The sequence below is a fragment of the Micromonospora inaquosa genome (assembly GCF_003857055.1).
GTDB lineage: Bacteria > Actinomycetota > Actinomycetes > Mycobacteriales > Micromonosporaceae > Micromonospora > Micromonospora inaquosa.
In genome coordinates, this window is the sequence record NZ_QGSZ01000233.1 from 15,682 (window position 1) to 35,251 (window position 19,570).

The following is a 19,570-nucleotide window of genomic DNA, read 5'->3' on the forward strand; positions in this document are numbered from 1 at the left end:
CTAACGGCGGCCACCGACAGGGAGCGGGCCGCTCACCACCGACGGCCAGAGCTACATCAGTGGTCTCGGGACGGGCATGGAACTGCCGACGGCGACGGCTGTGCCGAGGCGGTGGGCCCGACCTGGCCCGCGACGCCGACGTTCAGCGGATCGGCCAGGAGTTTGTCGAACGCCAGCTCGGCGGCACCGATCAGGACCGCGTCGCGGCCGAGTGCCGCCGCGCGCAACCGCAGGTGCTCGCGGGAGGCCGGCAGTGGCATGGTGTCCAGCCGGGCCCGGACCACGTCCGCCCCGGCGGTGAAAATGTCGCGCAGCGAGCCGCCGAACACCACGGCGTCCGGGTTGACCACGTTGACCAGGTTCGCCACGCCGAAGCCGAGCCAGTCCGCCACCTGCTCGACCGCCGCGCGGGCGGTCGGGTCGCCGTCCGCGGACGCGCGCAGCACCTCGGCCACCGCCGCCCGGTCGCTCGGGTCACGGCCCGCGTGCCGCAGCAGCGCGGCCTCGGAGATCTCGGTCTCCCAGCAGCCGCGTGAACCGCAGCCGCAGGGCAGGCCGTTGGGGTTGACCACCATGTGGCCGACCTTGCCGCTGTGGCCCCGGTGGCCGATCACCAGTCGACCACCGACGATGATGCCGGCGCTGATGCCCAGGTCGCCGTGCAGGTAGATGACGTCGTCGATGCCGACCGCGACGCCCCGGACGTGCTCGGCCAGGCCGGCGATGTCGGCCAGGTCCCCGGCCACGAAACCGGGGCCGGCGCTGAACTCCGCCTCCAGCGTGGCGCCGAGCGTCTCGTCGATGCTGGCGATCCGGATCCTGCCGTCCGGGTCGCGGGTGGTGTCGGCGACCGCGGCGGCGCCGCCGACCAGCAGCGCGTCGCCGGCCACGGAACGTTCCATGTCACGGACCAGGTCGGCGAGGGGCCCGACGGCTTCGATCGCGGACATGCCGCTGGGTCGAGGGATCTCCCGCAGGTCGAGGATCTGCCCGCCCAGGCCGACCCGGGCGGCGCGCAACCGGTCCGCGTCGATGCTCAACGCATGCGCGTAGACCCGCTCGGAGCGGGGACTGACCACCAGTGAGGGGCGGCCGGCGCGCCGGGTGGTGGTCGGCGCCTCCTCGGTGACCAGACCGCTGGTGACCAGGTCGGCGGCGAGGGCGCCGATGGTGCTTCGGTTGAGGCCGAGCCGGCTGGTCAGCTCGGCGCGGGACGTCGGTCCGTGCAGGTGGACGTAGCGCAGCACAGCACCGAGGTTCTGCCGCCGGATCTCCTCCTGGCTGGCGCCGGGAACCGACGGCAGCGGGGATTCGGCGTTGCGGCCGACGCCGGCTGGTCTGGACCGTACTGGTGCCGCCACGGTCAGACCTCCTTCCGGGTCGATGCCGGTTGGTGCGGGGGTGCAGGGACGACGATGGGTCCCGGTAGAGGAGACCCGGGACCCATCGTCGTTACTACCTACCGTGCGGTGATTACTTGGTGAGCGGAGCGAGCTTCGGGTCGTTGGCGTACGCCTCAGCCGCGTTCGCCTTGGTGACGGCGACCGGCGGGAGCAGGTACGTGTCGACGACCTTGCTGCCGTTGTTGTAGGAGGTGGTGTCGTTCACCTGCGGCTTGTCGCCGGCCTGGAGAGCCTTGACCATGTTGATGGTCTCCTTCACCAGGTTGCGGGTGTCCTTGTTGATCGTCATGTACTGCTCGCCCTTGACGATCGACTTGACCGACTCGACCTCGGAGTCCTGACCGGTGACGATCGGGGTCGGCTTGCCGGCACCCTTGACCGAGGTCAGGATGGCGCGGGCCAGCGTGTCGTTCGGGGAGAGGACGCCGTCCAGCTCCTTGTTGCCGTAGGTCGAGGTCAGCAGCTGGTCCATGCGGGCCTGCGCACCCTCGGCCTTCCAGCCCTGGATGGCGGTCTGCTTGACCTCCTTCTGACCCGAGGCGACGACGACGTTGCCCTTGTCGATCTCCGGCTTGAGCACGTCCATCGCGCCGTTGAAGAAGACACCGGCGTTGTTGTCGTCCGGCGAGCCGGAGAACAGCTCGATGTTGTACGGGCCGTTCGGCTTCTTGGCCTTCATGCCCTCGAGCAGGGCCTGGCCCTGGAGCTGGCCGACCTTGAAGTTGTCGAACGCGACGTAGTAGTCGAGGTCCGGCGTGTTGGTGATCAGCCGGTCGTAGGCGATGACCTTCACACCGGCGGCGTGGGCCGCGGCGACCTGGGTCGACAGCTGGGCGGCGTCGGTCGCGCCGATGACGATGACCTTGGCGCCCTTGGTCACCATGGAGGTGATCTGCGCCTGCTGGTCGGCGACAGTGGTCGACGCGCCGGCGTACTGCACGTTGCCCTCGAAGCCGGCTTCCTTGAGGCCGTTGGTGAACAGGTCACCGGCGAGAACCCAGTTCTCGGAGGTCTTGGCCGGGAGGGCCACACCGATCAGGGAGTTGGCCGGGAAGCCCTTGGCGGCCTCGCCGCTGGAGCCGCTGTCACCGTCGCGGCCAGAGCCGCAGCCGGCGAGGGCAAGCATGGCGGCGGCGCTGATGGCCACCACCGACGTGCCGAAGAATTTACGCATGGTGAGGACTTGCCTTTCTTGATGTGAGACGGGTGGTGAGGTCGGTGGCCGTCAGCCGGACACCGCTGCCTTGGCGGGCTTGCGCTCCGCGTCCGGCGGTGAGGCGGGTGGGGCGGAGTCCTCGCGACGGAACGGCCGCATCAGGCTCCCGATGATGGAGAAGCGCCCCTGGCTCTTGTTGTAGACGTCGATCGCGACGGCCAGCAGCAGGACCAGGCCCTTGATGATCTGGACCTTGTCGGTGCCCACGCCCTGGAGCTGGAGGCCGTTGTTGAGCACGGCCATGACGAGACCACCGACGATCGAGCCGCTGATGGTGCCGATACCGCCGGCGACGGCCGCGCCACCGATGAAGACCGCGGCGATGGCGTCCAACTCCCAACCGTTGCCGTCCTGCGGTCCGGAGGCCGCCGAACGGGCCACGAAGATCATGCCGGCCAGCGCGGCCAGGACGGACATGTTCATCATGACGAAGAAGTTGACCCGCTTGAGCTTCACGCCGGACAGCTCGGCCGCCCGGGAGTTGCCGCCCACCGCGTAGATGTGCCGGCCACCGGCGGTGTTACGGGTGTAGAAGGAGTACGCGATGACCAGCAGCAGCAGGATGATGCCGGAGATCGGGAAGCTCGTGCCGACGCGACCGCTGGCGAAGCGCAGCGAGGCGAAGGCGATGACCCCGACCATGATGGCCATCCGCAGGATCGAGACCCACATCGGCGCCGGATCGGCGTCCATTGCCCGACGGGTGTTGCGGGTCCGGATCTCGCGCCACACCACGGCCGCCGCCGCGGCCAGGCCGAGCAGCAGCGTGGCGTTGTTGTAGCCGGTGTTCGGACCGAACTCGGGCAGGAAGCCGGAGCCGATCTCCCGGAAGCCCTCCGGCACCGGGATGCTCTGCGCGTTGCCGATGAACTGGTTGCCACCGCGGAACAGCAGCATGCCGGCCAGGGTGACGATGAACGCCGGCACCCCGACATACGCCACCCAGAAGCCCTGCCAGGCGCCGATCACCGCGCCGATGGCGAGGCCGAACACGATGGCGGCGGGCCAGGGCAGATCCCATTCGGTCATCGACTTGGCGACCAGGATGCCGGTGAAGGCCGCGATCGAGCCGACCGACAGGTCGATGTGCCCGGCGACGATCACCATGAGCATGCCGATGGCCAGAATCAGGATGTACGAGTTCTGTTGGAACAGCGCGATCAGGTTGTCCGACCGCAGCGTCAGCCCATCGGTCCAGATCTGGAAGATCAGGACGATCGCCACCAGGGTGAAGATCATCCCGAACTGGCGAGCGTTGGAGGTCGTACCTCCAAACAGGTTCTTCTGAAGGTCCTTGATACGGCTCATCGGGTGGCCAACTTCTTCGTCGAGGTCATCTGCTTCATGAGGTTTTCCGGGGTGGCGTCCGCCCGAGCGATCTCGCCCGTGATGGCGCCCTCGAACACGGTGTAGATGCGGTCGCAGAGCCCGATCAGCTCAGGCAGCTCCGAGGAGATGACGACGACGCCCTTCCCCTCGTCGGCGAGCCGCTGGATGATGCCGTAGATCTCATACTTGGCACCCACGTCGATGCCGCGCGTCGGCTCGTCGAGGATCAGCAGGTCCGGGTCGGTGAACATCCACTTCGCCAGGACGACCTTCTGCTGGTTGCCGCCGGAGAGCTTCGAGACACCCACGTCGACCGACGGGGCCTTGGTCCGCAACTCCTTGCGGTACGCCTCGGCCGCCTGGTACTCCTCGACCTCGCTCAGCACGCCGTGGTGCGAGATCTTGGACAGCTTGGCGGCCACCGTCGACGACTTGATGTCGTCGAGCAGGTTAAGGCCGATCGCCTTGCGGTCCTCGCTGACGTACGCGAGCCCGTTGTCGATCGCGTCGGCGACCGACTTGAGGACGATCTCCTTGCCGTCCTTGATGATCGTGCCCGACTCGTACACCCCGTAGGAGCGGCCGAAGACACTCATCGCGAGTTCGGTGCGGCCCGCGCCCATCAGGCCGGCGAAGCCGACGATCTCGCCGCGGCGCACCACGAAGCTCTCGTTCTTGCAGACCTGCCGGTCGGCGGAGATCGGGTGCCGGACGTTCCAGTCGCGGACCTCGAAGAAGACGTCACCGATCTTCGGGGTGTGGTCCGGGAACCGGCTGCTCAGCTCACGGCCGACCATGCCCCGCACGATCCGGTCCTCGTCGACCCCGTCCGCCTTGACGTCGAGGGTCTCCACGGTCCGGCCGTCGCGCAGGATGGTGATCTGGTCGGCGATCGCCTCGATCTCGTTCAGCTTGTGCGAGATCATGATCGAGGTGATGCCGCGGGAACGGAAGCCGCGCAGCAGGTCCAGCAGGTGCCGGGAGTCCGCCTCGTTGAGCGCAGCCGTCGGCTCGTCCAGGATGAGCAGCTTCACGTCCTTGGCGAACGCCTTGGCGATCTCCACGAGCTGCTGCTTGCCGACACCGATGTCCTTGATCAGGGTGTCCGGGTCCTCTTGCAGGCCGACCCGGGCCATCAGGTCCAGCGCCATCCGGTTCGCGGCCTTCCAGTCGATCGCGCCCCGCTTGCGCGGTTCGTTGCCGAGGAAGATGTTCTCGGCGATCGACATGCCGGGGATGAGCGCGAGCTCCTGGTGGATGATCACGATGCCGGCGTTCTCGCTGGCCCGGATGTCGGAGAACTTGCTCTCCGACCCCTGGTAGACGATCTGGCCGTCGTAGCTTCCGTACGGGTAGACCCCGCTGAGGACCTTCATCAGCGTGGACTTGCCCGCACCGTTCTCGCCGCAGATGGCATGGATCTCTCCGGCGCGCACCACCAGGTTGACGTCGGAGAGGGCCTTGACTCCGGGGAACTCCTTGGTGATAGAGCGCATCTCAAGGAGGGTCGGCACGTTGCTCATCGCTCGTACCACCTCGCCAACGTCATCGGTTGCCTCCGGAAGGTTGAACCTTCACTTGGTTTTGTTGTTGACGGCAACGTATTGCGGCCGGAGGGCCATCCGCAAGGCGAGAGACTGTTGAAAAAGTAACAATCCGGCAATATAGACGTAACGCAGTATTCGCCCGTCACAGCCACCTCACTGGCCCCGTGAGGCACCTTGGACTGCGGATGGCAACGTTGTCAAATGCCGAGCAACGCCGTGATCGACTCCGGTCCTCCTCGACAAGCCTGCCACCAGGCACGATCCGCGACCAACCGGAGCAGGGCGCACTGGGCGGCAAACTCGTTACGATCGAATGATCTTGATTGGACCGCGACGCCGACATCGCCCCCGACGACGGCCAACGCCCTCGGGTCAACGCTGTGACCCACGCCTCCACACACGGCCTCGATCGACGGCAATCGTCTCGTCGGGCCCACGACCAGGAGGGGAAGGTGCGCCTGACGTCCCTTAAGGGCGAATCGGGGGCGTTCGCCGCTACCGCGTCTTCGGTGCCCGTCGCTCAGGACGGGTGCAGCACCGCCTTGATCACGCCGTGCTCCCGCCGGTCGAAATGGCGATACAGCTCGGGGGCGTCGGCGAGGGTGCCGTGATGGGTGACGATCATGCTGGGTCGCGCTCGGCCCGCGACGACCAGATCGCGCAGCATCGCGGTGTAGCGGCGGTCGTGGGTGCGACCGAAGCGGACCGCCACCCCCTTACTGAACAGCGCACCCCAGGGCACGACCAGGTTCTCGTGGCCGTCCGCGCCGGGGCCGGGGTGCGGATCCCGGTCCGGGAAGACACCGGCGACCGCTATCGCGCCGGTGGCGTTGACCAGCCGGGCCGCATCGGCGATGACCTGACCCGGACGCTCCTGGTCCGGGTGCTCCCGGTCGCGGGCCTGGAACCCCACCGCGTCGATGACCTTGTCGACCCCGCCCAGTTTCTCCTCGCCGGGCGGCAGCCCGCTCCGGGACCGGTCGGCGCGGATCTGCTCGACCGGGTCGCCCCGACGGAAGTCGATCGGCACCGCGCCGATCTCGCCGGCCTTGTCGAGCCGGGCGTCGACACCGTCGACGGAATACACCACCCGGGCACCTCGGAGCAGCGCCGAGTAGGCGCTGAGCAGACCGATGGTGCCGGCCCCGAACACCGCCACGGTGTCACCGGGCTCGACCTCGGCGAGGGTGGCCGCGGCGTGCCACCCGGTGACGAACGCGTCGGCGAGCAGCACGAAGTCGTCCTCGTACCCGTCCCCCGGCTCGCCCGGCAGGGGTACGCAGTTGGCATCGGCCCAGGGCACGCGCAGCAGGTCGGCCTGCGCACCCCGGTACGGACCCATCCCCGCGTACCCGTACGCCGCGCCCGGCCCCTCGACCCGGGCCCGTAGACAGGCCGCGGAGAGCCCGCGAGCGCACATCACACACGTTCCGCAGAACAGGTGGGTGGGGATCACCACCCGCGTGCCCGGCCGGACGCTCTGCACCGCGGCGCCCACCTCCTGCACCACACCCAACGGTTCGTGACCGAGCACCAGGCCCGGTTCGGCGCTGGTTCGTCCGTCGTACATGTGCAGGTCGGTGCCGCACAGCGCGGTGGAGGTGATCCGCACGAGCGCATCGGTCTCCGCCTCCAGTGTCGCGTCGGGCACCTCCCGCACCGCCACCGTCCGGACGTCCGCGTACACGACGGCTCTCATCCCGGCTCTCCTGTTCGGCGGTGGGCAGACCCGGCCGCCTTCCCCCGGCTGGGCCCTTCATGCCGGCCCGGCCCAGGGCCGGGCCCGGCGGTGCTATCTTAGGGTTCCTAAGTTTCTGCTTAGTGAAGCAAAGGATCGGTATGCCACGGCAGGGGTTGACCAGCGAGCGCGTCTCGGCCGCCGCGGCCGAGCTGGCGGACGCGGTCGGCCTGTCCCGGCTGACCGTCGCGGCCGTCGCGCGGCACTTCGGGGTCTCGGACGCCGCCCTGTACGGGCACGTCCGCAGCCGCGACGCGTTGATCGAGCACGTCGCGGTCCGGGCGGCGGCCACCTTCGCCGACGCGCTCGCCATCGCGGTGGCCGGGCGGGCCGGGCACCAGGCCCTGGTCGGGTTCGGCGACGCCTGGCGCGCCTTCGCCGTCACACACCCGGGGCAGTACGCGGCGACCCAGCTCCAGCTGCCGCCCGAGGTCGGCACACGGTCCGCGGGGCACCTCCGCCTGATCGAGCTGAGCTACGCGATGCTGCGCGGGTACGGGCTCGACGAACCGGCTCTGACCGACGCGCTGCGGTTCGTCCGCAGCACCTTCCACGGCTTCGCAAGCCTCGAAGCGGTCGACGGTTTCGGGCATCCCCGCGCCGTCGACGCGTCGTGGCAGGCGCTCCTCGACGCGGTGCACACCACGTTGAGCAACTGGCCAACCGAGACCCGGGAGCAGCAGTGAACAGCCACGATCAGTCGGTCGAGTCGGCCGACGGAACCCGCCTGGTGGTGCGGCGCCTGGGCGCCGGAGACCCCGTCGTCCTGGTGCACGGATCGGGTGGCGGGCTGCACTCCTGGGCCGCCGTCGCGGAGCACCTCGCCAACGACCACGAGGTGTGGCTGCCGGCCCGACGCGGATACGGTCCCAGCGACGTCCCGGCCGGCACCAAGTCCTTCCGGGACGAGACCGCCGATCTGACCGCCGTCATCGAGGCGGCCCGCCAACCCTCGGGCCGGCCGGTCCATCTCGCCGGCGCGTCCTACGGAGCGACACTGGCGCTGCACACCGCCGCGACTGATCCGCGCGACGTACGCTCCCTGGCCGTCTTCGAGCCGCCGCTCTTCGCGGCCGGGGCGGAGATCGCGCCGCTGCTCGACCGGTACCGTGGCGCCTTCGAGCGCGACGACGCCGCCGCGATGGCCGCGGCCCTCAACGCCGTGACGCGGGTTCCGGCCGAGATCGTCGCCGCGATCGCCGCCAGCGCGGGCGATCGGGTGCCCGACCCGGTCGAGGCGCGCCGCTCGGCGGTCGGCTGGCTGCACGATCTGGAGGCTCTCGCGCAGGACAGCACTGACATCAGCCGATGGTCCTCGATCGCCGTACCGACTCTCCTGCTGGCCGGCGCGGACACCTGGGAGCCGATGCCCACCACGATGAACACCCTCGCGACGACGATCCCGACGGCCCGCTATGTGGTCTGGCCAGGTCAGTCGCACTTCGTGACCATGACGGCACCCACCCTGGTCGCCGACGCGCTGCGGCAGTTCTTCGCCGAGGCTCCGCCGGTCTGATCCGGGACGCCGTCCGCCGGCGGCGGGTATTCCACCGGCGCGCGAGTCGGTGACCGCCACTGCGCGGTCGCTCAGTAGCATCGATAAGGCACGATATTCAGGCGGACCACTCCCCGACCGGATCGAGCCTCGACATGACCACCGAGCAGACCACGTCTCCCCCGCGCGCCGGTGTCGGCATCGCCGCTCGGGGGCTGGGCCAGAGCGTCCGGAGCGGCCGCCAGATCCTGGCCGACATCTCCCTGAGCATCGCGCCGGGCGAGGTGGTCGCGATCGTCGGTGCCAGCGGCGCCGGTAAGACCACCCTGTTGGAGATCCTCGCCGGCGTACAGCAACCGACGGCGGGCACCGTGACGTACGACGGCACCGCCGCGGCCGGCACCATCGGGGTGGTTCCGCAGGACGACATCATCCACCGCGAGCTGCCCCTGGCCCGCACCCTGCGCTACGCCGCCCGACTGCGCCTCCCCAGCGCCACCGGGCCGGACGAGATCGGTGACCGGGTCGCGGAGGTGCTCGCCGAGCTGCGACTCACCGACCGGGCCGCCACGCCGGTCGGCCTGCTCAGCGGCGGTGAACGCAAGCGCGCCAGCATCGCCGTCGAGCTGCTCACCCGACCCGGCGTGTTCCTCCTGGACGAACCCACCTCCGGGTTGGACCCGGCGATCGCCGTGGAGTTGCTCCGGGTGCTCCGCGCGCTCGCCGACACGGGAGCCACCATCGTGCTGACCACCCACCAGGTCACCGATGTGGACCATTGCGACCGGGTCGTCGTGCTGACCCGTCAGGGCCGCCTGGCATTCACCGGCACCCCGGCCGCCGCCCGGGAGTTCTTCGGCCTGCGCTCCCTCGTCGAGGTGCACCTGCGACTCGACGAGGCGACGCGACCCGCCGAGTGGCCCGATCGCTTCGCCGAGCAGCGCGACGCCGAACAGCCGCCCTTGAGCACCGACGATGCTGACGTCGCCGCGACGCCGCCCCGGCGCGTCGGCCGGCTGCGCCAGTGGGCGGTCCTCACCGCGCGCAACGCGGAGATCGTCGTCCGCAACCGGCTGACTCTGGCGATCCTGCTCGGCTCGCCGCTGATGGTGCTCGGCATGTTCGCGCTGCTGTTCCGTCCGGGGGCGTTCGAGCCGAGCAGACCCAGCCCGACGGTGACCGTGATGATCCTGTTCTGGATCGCGTTCGGCGGCTTCTTCTTCGGGCTGACCTACGGGCTCCTCCAGATCTGCACCGAGCTGCCGATCCTGCGCCGGGAGCGGCTGGCCGGGGTCCGGCTGGCCCCGTACCTGTTGGCGAAGGTCACGGTGCTGCTGCCGCTGCTGGCCCTGGTGGACCTCGCCCTGCTCGGGGTGCTGCGTGGCATGGACCGGCTCCCGCCGGTCGGCGGCACCGACTTCGCCGCCCTGTACGCGACCCTGCTGCTCTCCTCGGCGGCGGCGCTCGCCCTCGGCCTGCTCTGCTCGGCGGCCGTGTCCGACGCGGCTCAGGCCACGCTCATGCTGCCGATGCTGTGCTTCCCACAGGTGCTGTTCGTCGGCGCGATCCTGCCGGTGCCGGCCATGGCGGTCGGCGGTCAGTGGCTCAGCTACGCGATGTCGAACCGGTGGGCGTTCGAGGGCTTGGGGCACACCGCCGGGGTGGAGCGACTCTGGCGCGACGGTGGCTCCCCGCTCGGCCCGCCGCTGCTGGCCACGTACGGCGACAGCTTCTCCCGACCGGTGTGGGTCGACTGGCTGGTGCTCGGCGGTTTCGTGCTGCTCTTCCTGGGCGCGGCCTGGGCGGTCCTGGTCCGACGGGATCTTCGTCGTGCGTCCTGAGCCGATCCCGCACACCTCCCCCACGGCGCTGCCGGGTTACGCCGCCACCGGGCGGATCGACGAGCTGCGCGCCGCCGAGTACCGACACCTGGACGCCGACGGGCAGGTGTACCTCGACTACGCCGGGGCCGGGGTGGCGGCCCAGGCCCAGGTCCGCGCCCATCACGATCGGCTGCTCGCCGGCCTGTACAGCAACCCGCACTCGGAGAACCCCACGAGTGTGGCGGCGGGCTCGCTGGTGGAGTCGGCACGCCGCACGGTGCTCGACTTCTTCCGCGCGGACCCGGCCGAGTACGCGGTCGTCTTCACCCCGAACGCCAGCGGCGCCTGCCGGCTGGTCGGCGAGGCGTACGACTTCGGCCGGGCCGCGCCGCTGGTGCTGACCTGGGACAACCACAACTCGGTAAACGGCATCCGCGAGTACGCCCGGTCGGCACGCGGGTCGGTCCGCTACGTGCCGCTGAACGGGCCGGAGCTGCGGGTCGCCGAGTCGGACGTGGTCGCGGCGCTCGACGCCGGCCGGGGTGGCCTGGCCGGTCGGTGGGGTCGGCCCGGTCGTCGTGGGCTGTTCGCCTATCCGGCGCAGAGCAACTTCTCCGGCGTACAGCACCCGCTGAGCTGGGTGGAGCTGGCCCACCAGCGGGGCTACGACGTGCTGCTCGACGCTGCCGCCTTCGCGCCGACGAACCGGCTGGACCTCAGCGTCGTGCGGCCGGACTTCGTGTGCCTGAGCTGGTACAAGCTCTTCGGTTACCCCACCGGGATCGGTGCGCTGCTGGCCCGCCGTTCGGCGCTGGCCCGGTTACGCCGGCCGTGGTTCGCCGGCGGCACGATCCGGGCGGTGAGCGTGCAGGGCGACTGGCACCGGCCGATGGACGACGAGTCTGCGTTCGAGGACGGCACCCTCAACTTCCTGAGCATCCCGGACGTGGAGTTCGGGTTGCGCTGGCTCGACTCGATCGGTGTGGACCTCGTCCACTCCCGGGTCGGCCTGCTCACCGAATGGCTGCTGGGCCGGCTGGCCACCCTGCGCCACGACACCGGCGGGTCGCTGGTCCAGGTGTACGGGCCGACGACGGGGGTGGGGCGCGGTGGCACTGTGACGTTCAACTTCCGGCACCCGGACGGCACGCTGGTCGACGAACGGCTCGTGGCGCGGGAGGCGGCAGCTGCCGGTTTCTCCCTGCGTACCGGCTGTTTCTGCAACCCGGGCGCGGGCGAGGGCGCGTTCGGGGTCAGCCGGGCCTCGACGCGGCAGCGGTCGGTGTCGAGGGTCGACTCGATCGACCAGTACCTCACGGCGCTACGGCTGCCGACGGGCGGCGCGGTCCGTGTCTCGTTCGGACTGGCCTCCACGGCGACGGACGCGGAACGCTTCCTGGCCTTCGCCCAGTCGACCTACCTCAACCGTGAGGTGGGTGCCGAGTCACCGCTGCCACCTCGGCTGCGCTGTTGACCTGCCGGCCGGGCCAGCTGGCTGACCCGCCCGAGCGCGCCGGCTAGCTGACCTGGGCCACCGGCGCCGGGCGGTGCTTGATCTCCTCCATGAACGGGAACCGGGCGGTCAGCTCGGCGGTCGTCAGGCCGGCCCGCCAGGCCGCGGCTACCTGGGCGACCTGCACCAGGTCCATGACGTCACCGCAGGCGAGGACCTCTCCCGCGACCCGAAGGTCAATCATGAAGTATCGGGCCTGTGATCCCAGCCCCACGCAGACCACACCCTCGTCGGAGTGCAGCTCGGCGCAGGTGAACCGGGCCCGCCCCTGCTCCGGCGCGGTCACCCGACCGACATCGAGCCCGTGACGGGCAGCGGTTTCGATGAGCGCGGGGGCCAGGCCACCCCGCTCGACCAGATCCGGGTAGAGGCGCACACCCAGCGCCGTCGACGCCTCGCTCATGACTGACTCCCACTTCCTTGTGACAGAGACCAGCAGCGCGCAGGTAACGGGAAAGTTTCCGGCACGCCTCGTCATCCTGTCCCGGTTGGACGCCTCACGGCAATAGGAAGGGTCGATTCGACCGCTATCGAGTAACCCTGGACCGCGCGGAGTCCCTTCGATGGGTCAGCGCCGTCCATCTCGGAGGCACCTACCCGTCTCGCTGTGGTGACCCCGCCCGACGCCCTGCCGCTCACTGGTCAGCATCGGGTGGTAACGGACGGTCGTGATATTGGAAACACTCTTGACAGAAAGCCATGATATCGACATGCTTCGCTCTAGAGAGCGCTCTCTATCCTGGTAGACCGCTTCCACCACCCCCACGCTGAGGAGCCTCCCGTGTTCACAGCCCGGCCCAGCCTCCGCTTCCGCCCTCTCGTACTCCTGGCTGTCGCCCTCGTCGCGACCGCGACCGCGCTCGTCCTGCCGGCTTACCCCGACCGGGCCGAGGCCGCCATCGGCGGCATCAGCTGGCAGGACGAGTTCAACTCGCCCGCCGGCACCCCCGTCGACCAGAACAAGTGGCGGTTCGACATCGGCGGCGGCGGCTGGGGCAACAACGAGCGGCAGTACTACACGAACAGCACCAGCAACGCCGTCCACGACGGCCAGGGCAACCTGGTCATCACCGCCCGCCGGGACAACCCCGCCAACTACCAGTGCCACTACGGGCGCTGCGAGTACACCTCGGCGCGACTGCTGACGGCAGCCACCTTCACTCAGACGTACGGGCGATTCGAGGCCCGGATCAAGATCCCGCGCGGTCAGGGCATCTGGCCGGCCTTCTGGATGCTCGGCACCGGCGGCGGGTGGCCCGACGCCGGCGAGATCGACGTCATGGAGAACATCGGCCGGGAGCCGAACACCGTCTACGGCACGGTGCACGGTCCCGGCTACTCCGGCGGCGGCGGCATCACCGGCAGCCGCACCCTCGGCGCGCCGCTCGCCGACACCTTCCACACCTACCGGGTGGACTGGGAGCCGAATGTGATCACGTGGTACGTCGACGGCGTGCAGTACCACCGGGTCGATCCCGCCCGACTCGGCGGCAATCGCTGGGTGTTCGACCACCCCTTCTTCATGATCCTCAACGTGGCGGTCGGTGGTAACTGGCCCGGCTACCCGGACGGCTCGACCCAGTTCCCGCAGCAGATGCTCGTCGACTACGTCCGGGTGTCCAGCTACACCTCGGGCGGGGGCGACCCGGCTCCCGGCACCAGCCGGATCAGGGGCGCGCAGAGCGGTCGTTGCATCGACATCCCCGGCGCCAACCCGGTGGAGGGCGCCAAGCTCCAGATCTGGGACTGCAACACCACTGCGGCCCAGAGCTGGACCTTCGCCTCCGACGGGACCATCCGCGCGATGGGCAAGTGCATGGACCCGGCCTGGGCCGGCACCGCCAACGGCACCGAGGTCAACCTGGTCAGTTGCAACGGCAACACCGCCCAACGCTTCACCCTCAACGCCGCCGGCGACCTGGTCAACCTCAACGCCAACAAGTGCGTGGACGTGCGGGAGGCCAACCCCAACAACGGCGGCAAGCTGCACCTGTGGGACTGCCTCGGCGCCGCCAACCAGAAGTGGTCTCGCATCTGACGACCGGTCACCAGTGCGGTGGGCCGTCCGGGCACGACTCGGCCGGCCCACCGCGGTGCGCTCCGCTCACCTCATCAGAGCGATTGGCTCGATGAGCGGGGGAAGCCCCGCTTGCGCCCTATATGTTCAGATTAGTCCATAATCTGGCAGTTCCGGGAGTGAGCCCATGTCGCACCACCTCGATACGCCCCTCGCGGCCCAGGGCGGTCAGCTGTTTCTCAACGACCTCTTCGTCTTCAACGGTGACCGCGCCACGGTCTTCGTCATGGACGTCAACAGTTCGGTGACCAAGGCCGACATCAAGCGCGGCTTCCACGCCGAGGCGCGCTACGAGATCAAGATTCACATCAACGGCGCCAAGGCGGAGGACCTGACCTACCGGTTCGCCTTCGGCGAGCCGGACGGCGACGCCCGGCAGACCTTCCAGTTGTACGAGCTCACCGGCGCGGACGCCCGCGACGACGCCGCGATGGGCACCCCCGTCGCCCAGGGGCGAACCGGCGAGGTGACGGCCGGCGGCAACGTGCGGATCTGGGCCGGCCGGATCACCGACCCCTTCTTCATCGATCTCGACGAGCTCGCCATCATCAACGGCGCGGTCAAGAACGGTTCGCGGGTGGACCGCTCAGCGTGGCGAGCCGACCAGGCCAAGAACACCTTCGCCGGCACCACCGTCGAGTCGATCGTCCTTGAGGTCTCCCATGACGAGCCACTGCTGCGCGAGGGCACCGAGATCGGCGTGTGGTGCCGCACCATGCTGGCCACCGACGCGGGCGGGTGGCGCCAGATCAACCGCGCCGGCCACCCCATGATGTGGCCGATCTTCTGGCCCCACGACACCGACTTCTCCGACCCGGCCAACTTCCGGCACCCCGGCAGCGACCTCGCCGAAGGCGGCGAGGAGATCGCGAACGCGGTCGCCGGAGTCGTCAAGGCGAACGGCACCGCGTCGGACCCCCAGGCATACGGCTGGAGCGTCGCCCGGCAGCTCTACCCCGACCTGCTGTCGTACAAGGTCGGCACGGCCGCGAACTTCGGCTTCGCGGTCCGCAACGGACGCGGCCTGGCCGACAACGTTCCCGAGGTGATGTTCTCCCTGGTGCTCAACACCGGCACCACGTCCGGTCTCACCTCGGAGGTCACGAAGGCCGCGCGTGCCGCCACGTTCCCGTACGTGGTCCCGGCCTGAAGGTGGCCGCGAGGGCTCGCGGCGGAGCGGGTGAAAGCGGACCGGCCCCTTCGGTCACACCGAGGAGGTCGGTCCGCTGAGGCTGGAAGACGTCAGCCCTCGATATCCCTGGGGTCACGGCCGCGGGGGTAGGTGTTCTTCTCCCCGATCGTGCCGTCCTGCTTCTTGACCACGTGTTCGACGCCGCGGTCGGCCGCCATCTCGCGGCCCTGGGCCTGCGCGTCGGCCTTCACGTCATGCGTGCTGCTGGCCCGCTCGTTGCCCTCCGGCTTGTTCTTCCACTGCCCGTCCTCGTGGTACGTGTCGACGTCACCCTTGACCATGGCCGGCTCCTCCCTGCGTCTGCGCTGTCCCCGAATCAGTGCCCCCAGCCGCGCCGGGCAAACCGGGGTCCTCAGGAGACGGCCGGGCAGTTGTTGCTCACCCGCCGGAGGATCTGTTCGCGTTCGTCGGTGGTGATGCCTGACGGCTCGCCGTCGAAGTGCGTCTCGACCTTGTCCCAGCCTCGGCGCTGCTCGTAGTGCAGGTGCGGCGCGCCGGAGTTGCCGGTGCTGCCCAGCCGCCCGATCTGGTCACCCTGGGCGACCTCCTGACCGACAGTGACCAGTGGCGGTTCGAGCATGTGCAGGTACTGCGTCTCCCACTTGCCGCCGTGGTCGATCTTCACCCAGTAGCCGCCGCCGCGCCCCCGTGGGCCGTCCGGGTTCTCCGGTGTGCGGCCGCCCAGCGATCCGTTGATGCCCGCCACCGTGACCGTGCCGGCGTACGAGGCGAGCACCGGTCGCCCCCACGCCTCGCCCTCGATCGGGAAGAAGTCGACGTCGTAGTCGTCGTGGCCGGGATAGGTGCTGAGCTGCCACGTCTCCCCACAGGCCACCGGCATCTGGAAGAGCGGACGCGGCCCGGCCGGTCGCAGCATCGGCACCGCGACAACTGCGATGCCCAGCACGGCTGCCACCGCGACGAGTGCGAGGAGGACACGGATGGCACGGCGTCGCGGGCGGCGGTGGGTGCGGGCTCTGGCGGGGCGGCCGGTCGTCACCGGCCCGAGCATGGCAGACGCCGGCAACGCCTCGACGCCGGGTCGGTGACATTGCAGTCGCATCGTGAACGAGGTACGGTCGGTTCCAATGCAGTCGTATTGCGATGAGAGTGGGACCCATGCACGTCATCCCGTTGTCCGAGGCGACCACTGACCTGTTCCACATGGTCGGCGGCAAGGCCGCCGGGCTGGGCGAGCTGATTCGGCGCGGCGAACGGGTTCCCGAGGGCTTCTGCGTCACCACCGAGGCACACCGACTCGGCGTGGTACCCGCCGCCGAGGTCCTCGCCGCGTACCAGCGGCTCGGCGCGGGCCGGGTAGCGGTGCGCTCCAGCGCCACCGCGGAGGACCTGCCCGACGCGAGCTTCGCCGGGCAACACGACACCGTGCTCGACGTCGTCGGCGACGCCGAGCTGATCGCCGCCGTCGAGAAGTGCTGGGCCTCGCTGCACAGCGACCGGGCGACCGCCTACCGCGACGCCCGGCAGATCGACAACCGGCAGGTGCGGATGGCCGTCGTGGTGCAACGCATGATCACGCCCAAGGTGGCCGGGGTGCTGTTCACCGCGAACCCGCTGATCGGGCGGCGCGACGAGATGGCTGTCGACGCGGCCCCTGGTCTCGGCACGGCGGTGGTGGGCGGCGCGGCGACGGTGGACCACTACGTCCTCGACGGCGTCCGCCGAGACGACACCGGATGCCTGACCTCCGCGCACCTGGCCGACCTGCGCGCCACCGGCGAGCGGCTGCAGGCCCACTTCGGTTGCCCGCAGGACATCGAGTGGGCGGTCGACGCACACGACGTCCAGTGGCTCCTGCAATCCCGGCCGATCACCACAGTGTTTCCGCAGCCGCCGGTCACCGACAAGCCCCTCCCCCGGGTCTACCTGGAGTTCGGTCACGTCCAGGGCATGCTGCGACCGGTCACCCCGATGGGCATGTCGACCCTGCGGACGCAGATCACCGCCATGCTGGCCGCGCTCGGTGTGCGGGTGGAGATCGTGGACATCGGTGGCCGGCTCTACGGCGACCTGACCGACCTGGCCCGGGACAGGTCGTCCCGCAGACGGCTGGTCAAGCTCATGGCTGTCGACTTCGGGCCGCGCGCCCAGGCGGTGATGCAGCACGTGCTGGACGACCCCCGCTTCGCCCCGACCAGCGGCCGCCCCCGGCGCGGCGGAGCGCCGGGGGCGGCGTCGCGGCGGACGGCCCGGCGTGCGGCTGTCGGGATCCTGCGGGCCCTGGCCCGTCCCGACACCGCACGGATTCGGATGTTCGAGGCTGTCGAGCAGCTGAGAACCCGATCGACAGCCCCCACCGACCTGCGCACCGCCGCCGAACGGCTGCGCTTCGTGCAGGCGCAGGACGCCGACGACAGCGCTGACGCGATCATGTGGCCGATCGTCGCGGGAATGCTCGCCGCCGCGCTGCCGGCCACGCTGCTCAAGGGCCTCGCCGGGCCGGACGAGATCCACACCGTGCTGGGCGGCATGCCGCACAACGTCACGATCGAGATGGACCTGGCGCTGTGGCGGCTGGCCCAGGGCGCGGGCGAGCACCGTCGACTCCTCCTCGACACCCCGCCGGCCGAACTGGCCACGCGCTACCTGCGCGGAACCCTGCCCGACATCGGCATGGCGGCCTTCCTGGAGGTCTACGGTCACCGGGGCGTCGCCGAAGTCGACCTTGGCGTGCCGCGCTGGGAGGAGGACCCCGCTCCGGTCTTCGCCGCGGTCGCCAACTACCTCCGGGTCGCCGATCCGCGGCAGGGCCCCGATGAACGCTTTCGACGAGCCGCCGTCGCGGCGGAGAGAGCGCTGGCGGAGCTGATCGGGCGAGCCCGCCGTCGGCGGCCGGTGCGGGGCACCATCGCCGGTTTCCTGCTGCGCCGGGCGCGGTCGTTGGCCGGTCTGCGCGAGGCCGGCAAGTTCGCCGGGTTGTACCCACTGCGCGAGACCCGCCGGCAACTGCTGCTCATCGGCGCCGAGCTGCACGGAACTGGGTTGCTGGACCAACCCGACGACATCATGTTCCTGACCGTCGACGAGGTGCACGCCGCCGTACACCAGGGTGTCGACCCGCGAGCGACTGTCACCTCCCGGCGGGCCACCCACCGTCGCGAGCTACGCCGCAGGACGGTGCCGGTGGCGCTGCTCTCCGACGGCACGGACGTCGAGGCGGTCCTGCCCGCGACGGCGGCCGGCGACGGGATGCTCGCCGGCGTGGGTGCGTCGGCGGGTCGGGTGACCGGCCCCGCCCGGGTCGTCCACGACCCAGGCACCGCCCACGTCGAGCCCGGCGACGTCCTGGTGGCCGCGACCACGGACCCCGGGTGGACCCCGCTGTTCCTCACCGCCGCGGCGCTGGTCACCGAGACCGGCGCGATCATGGCGCACGGTCCGACGGTGGCCCGCGAGTACGGCATCCCCGCCGTCATCTGCGTGCCGGACGCCACCCGGACGATCACCACGGGGCAACTCGTCACCGTCGACGGCGGCGCCGGCACCGTCACCGTCCACTGACCGTCCACCCCCTACCGTGAAGGACGACAATGACCGACACCACGGCGTCGACCAGGGCGCGGGTGGGCCCGCTGCTGCGACGCGCGGCCGAGACCGAAGCCGCGACGTGGCGCAGCCTGTACCTGTGGGCGCGGCGGCGTGCACTGCCGTTTGGGGCCCGGCGACGAACCGTTCGGCTACCTCGGTGTGGTCAAGCCGATCCTGGGCATCTTCATCGGCCTGTCGGTGGTGGAGATCCCGATCTTCGATGTCGTCGTCACCCACGTGGTGCCCTGGCGGCCCGCCCGCTGGATCGTGCTCGGCCTCGGCATCTGGGGTCTGCTCTGGATGATCGGGTTGTACGCCGGCATGACCATCCACCCCCACGTCGTGGGTGACAGTGGCCTGCGGGTGCGGCTCAGCTCGGGCATCGACATCTTCATCCCGTGGACCGACGTCGAGGCGCTGCGCAAGCGGTACCGTTCGCTGCCGTCGAGCAGGTCGGTGCAGGTCGAGCAGGAGGGCGACCGCCAGGTGGTGTCCATCGCCGTCGGCAGCCAGACGAGCGTCGACGTCCTGCTGCGCCGGCCGCTGACCTTCGACCTGCCGAGGGGCGGGTCCGCGCCGACGAACGAGCTACGAATGTACGCCGACGACCCCGACGGCCTCCTGCGCAGCGCCCGGGGCACCTCCACGAGCAGCACCGTCAGCCGTTAGCCCCCGCCGCGGCGGGGGT

16 protein-coding genes are annotated in these 19,570 nt (G+C 70.2%); 8 read left to right on the forward strand and 8 right to left on the reverse strand.

Going from position 1 to position 19,570, the window contains the following annotated elements; genetic code table 11:
- Positions 1-56: 56 nt before the first annotated feature.
- The 5 genes from DLJ59_RS19865 to DLJ59_RS19885 all read right to left on the reverse strand — a co-directional run bounded on the left by DLJ59_RS19865 (position 57) and on the right by DLJ59_RS19885 (position 7,194).
- A complete protein-coding gene (locus tag DLJ59_RS19865) occupies positions 57-1,304 on the reverse strand; it encodes an ROK family transcriptional regulator (RefSeq protein WP_244236136.1) in 1,248 nt (415 codons plus the stop codon).
- 169 nt (positions 1,305-1,473) lie between these two features.
- Positions 1,474-2,577 (reverse strand): substrate-binding domain-containing protein, encoded by a 1,104-nt coding sequence (locus tag DLJ59_RS19870; protein WP_124774138.1) that lies wholly within the window; start codon positions 2,575-2,577, stop codon positions 1,474-1,476.
- Between the two features lie 51 nt (positions 2,578-2,628).
- On the reverse strand, positions 2,629-3,927 hold the full coding sequence (gene mmsB / locus DLJ59_RS19875) for a multiple monosaccharide ABC transporter permease (protein WP_124774139.1): 1,299 nt from the start codon (positions 3,925-3,927) through the stop codon (positions 2,629-2,631).
- On the reverse strand, positions 3,924-5,471 hold the full coding sequence (gene mmsA / locus DLJ59_RS19880) for a multiple monosaccharide ABC transporter ATP-binding protein (protein ID WP_124774140.1): 1,548 nt from the start codon (positions 5,469-5,471) through the stop codon (positions 3,924-3,926). The genes mmsB and mmsA overlap by 4 nt, the downstream gene beginning before the upstream one ends.
- Before the next feature lie 544 nt (positions 5,472-6,015).
- Complete coding sequence (locus tag DLJ59_RS19885) at positions 6,016-7,194, reverse strand: glutathione-independent formaldehyde dehydrogenase (RefSeq protein WP_124774141.1); 1,179 nt, start codon at positions 7,192-7,194, stop codon at positions 6,016-6,018.
- Between the two features lie 140 nt (positions 7,195-7,334).
- On the opposite strand from DLJ59_RS19885, the gene DLJ59_RS19890 reads away from it, so the two are divergent.
- The 4 genes from DLJ59_RS19890 to DLJ59_RS19905 all read left to right on the forward strand — a co-directional run bounded on the left by DLJ59_RS19890 (position 7,335) and on the right by DLJ59_RS19905 (position 12,025).
- A complete protein-coding gene (locus tag DLJ59_RS19890) occupies positions 7,335-7,919 on the forward strand; it encodes a TetR/AcrR family transcriptional regulator (protein ID WP_124774142.1) in 585 nt (194 codons plus the stop codon).
- Positions 7,916-8,749 (forward strand): alpha/beta fold hydrolase, encoded by an 834-nt coding sequence (locus DLJ59_RS19895; protein WP_158630877.1) that lies wholly within the window; start codon positions 7,916-7,918, stop codon positions 8,747-8,749. The genes DLJ59_RS19890 and DLJ59_RS19895 overlap by 4 nt, the downstream gene beginning before the upstream one ends.
- Positions 8,750-8,883: 134 nt before the next feature.
- Positions 8,884-10,569: an ABC transporter ATP-binding protein/permease gene (locus DLJ59_RS19900; protein WP_124774144.1), complete on the forward strand. Its 1,686-nt coding sequence runs from the start codon at positions 8,884-8,886 to the stop codon at positions 10,567-10,569.
- On the forward strand, positions 10,559-12,025 hold the full coding sequence (locus DLJ59_RS19905) for an aminotransferase class V-fold PLP-dependent enzyme (RefSeq protein WP_124774145.1): 1,467 nt from the start codon (positions 10,559-10,561) through the stop codon (positions 12,023-12,025). Before DLJ59_RS19900 ends, DLJ59_RS19905 begins: the two co-directional genes overlap by 11 nt.
- A 43-nt stretch (positions 12,026-12,068) precedes the next feature.
- On the opposite strand, the gene DLJ59_RS19910 is transcribed toward DLJ59_RS19905, so the two are convergent.
- Positions 12,069-12,467: a hypothetical protein gene (locus DLJ59_RS19910; protein ID WP_124774146.1), complete on the reverse strand. Its 399-nt coding sequence runs from the start codon at positions 12,465-12,467 to the stop codon at positions 12,069-12,071.
- A gap of 378 nt (positions 12,468-12,845) precedes the next feature.
- Between DLJ59_RS19910 and DLJ59_RS19915 the strand changes: the two genes are divergently transcribed.
- Together DLJ59_RS19915 and DLJ59_RS19920 are read left to right on the forward strand one after the other, a co-directional pair.
- The gene (locus DLJ59_RS19915) at positions 12,846-14,102 is read left to right on the forward strand and encodes a glycoside hydrolase family 16 protein (RefSeq protein WP_124774147.1); all 1,257 of its coding nucleotides are present in this window, start codon (positions 12,846-12,848) and stop codon (positions 14,100-14,102) included.
- Between the two features lie 166 nt (positions 14,103-14,268).
- Complete coding sequence (locus DLJ59_RS19920; RefSeq protein ID WP_124774148.1) at positions 14,269-15,291, forward strand: DUF4331 family protein; 1,023 nt, start codon at positions 14,269-14,271, stop codon at positions 15,289-15,291.
- 92 nt (positions 15,292-15,383) lie between these two features.
- Here DLJ59_RS19920 and DLJ59_RS19925 read toward each other — a convergent pair whose 3' ends face one another.
- Together DLJ59_RS19925 and DLJ59_RS19930 are read right to left on the reverse strand one after the other, a co-directional pair.
- The gene (locus DLJ59_RS19925) at positions 15,384-15,614 is read right to left on the reverse strand and encodes a DUF2188 domain-containing protein (protein WP_124774149.1); all 231 of its coding nucleotides are present in this window, start codon (positions 15,612-15,614) and stop codon (positions 15,384-15,386) included.
- 71 nt (positions 15,615-15,685) lie between these two features.
- The gene (locus tag DLJ59_RS19930; protein WP_425271442.1) at positions 15,686-16,333 is read right to left on the reverse strand and encodes a M23 family metallopeptidase; all 648 of its coding nucleotides are present in this window, start codon (positions 16,331-16,333) and stop codon (positions 15,686-15,688) included.
- Positions 16,334-16,452: 119 nt separating this feature from the next.
- Between DLJ59_RS19930 and DLJ59_RS19935 the strand changes: the two genes are divergently transcribed.
- Together DLJ59_RS19935 and DLJ59_RS19940 are read left to right on the forward strand one after the other, a co-directional pair.
- Positions 16,453-18,855, forward strand: a complete 2,403-nt coding sequence (locus DLJ59_RS19935; RefSeq protein WP_124774150.1) for a PEP/pyruvate-binding domain-containing protein — start codon at positions 16,453-16,455, stop codon at positions 18,853-18,855.
- A gap of 138 nt (positions 18,856-18,993) precedes the next feature.
- Positions 18,994-19,551 carry a hypothetical protein gene (locus DLJ59_RS19940; RefSeq protein ID WP_124774151.1) on the forward strand — a complete coding sequence of 186 codons (558 nt, stop codon included), beginning with the start codon at positions 18,994-18,996 and terminating at the stop codon, positions 19,549-19,551.
- The last annotated feature ends 19 nt before the right edge of the window (positions 19,552-19,570 follow it).

Coding starts and splice junctions, on each gene's coding strand:
- DLJ59_RS19870 (WP_124774138.1), bottom strand. CDS start 2,577: ATGCGTAAATTCTTCGGCACGTCGGTGGTGGCCATCAGCGCCGCCGCC.
- mmsB (WP_124774139.1), bottom strand. CDS start 3,927: ATGAGCCGTATCAAGGACCTTCAGAAGAACCTGTTTGGAGGTACGACC.
- mmsA (WP_124774140.1), bottom strand. CDS start 5,471: ATGAGCAACGTGCCGACCCTCCTTGAGATGCGCTCTATCACCAAGGAG.
- DLJ59_RS19885 (WP_124774141.1), bottom strand. CDS start 7,194: ATGAGAGCCGTCGTGTACGCGGACGTCCGGACGGTGGCGGTGCGGGAG.
- DLJ59_RS19890 (WP_124774142.1), top strand. CDS start 7,335: ATGCCACGGCAGGGGTTGACCAGCGAGCGCGTCTCGGCCGCCGCGGCC.
- DLJ59_RS19900 (WP_124774144.1), top strand. CDS start 8,884: ATGACCACCGAGCAGACCACGTCTCCCCCGCGCGCCGGTGTCGGCATC.
- DLJ59_RS19910 (WP_124774146.1), bottom strand. CDS start 12,467: ATGAGCGAGGCGTCGACGGCGCTGGGTGTGCGCCTCTACCCGGATCTG.
- DLJ59_RS19920 (WP_124774148.1), top strand. CDS start 14,269: ATGTCGCACCACCTCGATACGCCCCTCGCGGCCCAGGGCGGTCAGCTG.
- DLJ59_RS19925 (WP_124774149.1), bottom strand. CDS start 15,614: ATGGTCAAGGGTGACGTCGACACGTACCACGAGGACGGGCAGTGGAAG.
- DLJ59_RS19935 (WP_124774150.1), top strand. CDS start 16,453: ATGCACGTCATCCCGTTGTCCGAGGCGACCACTGACCTGTTCCACATG.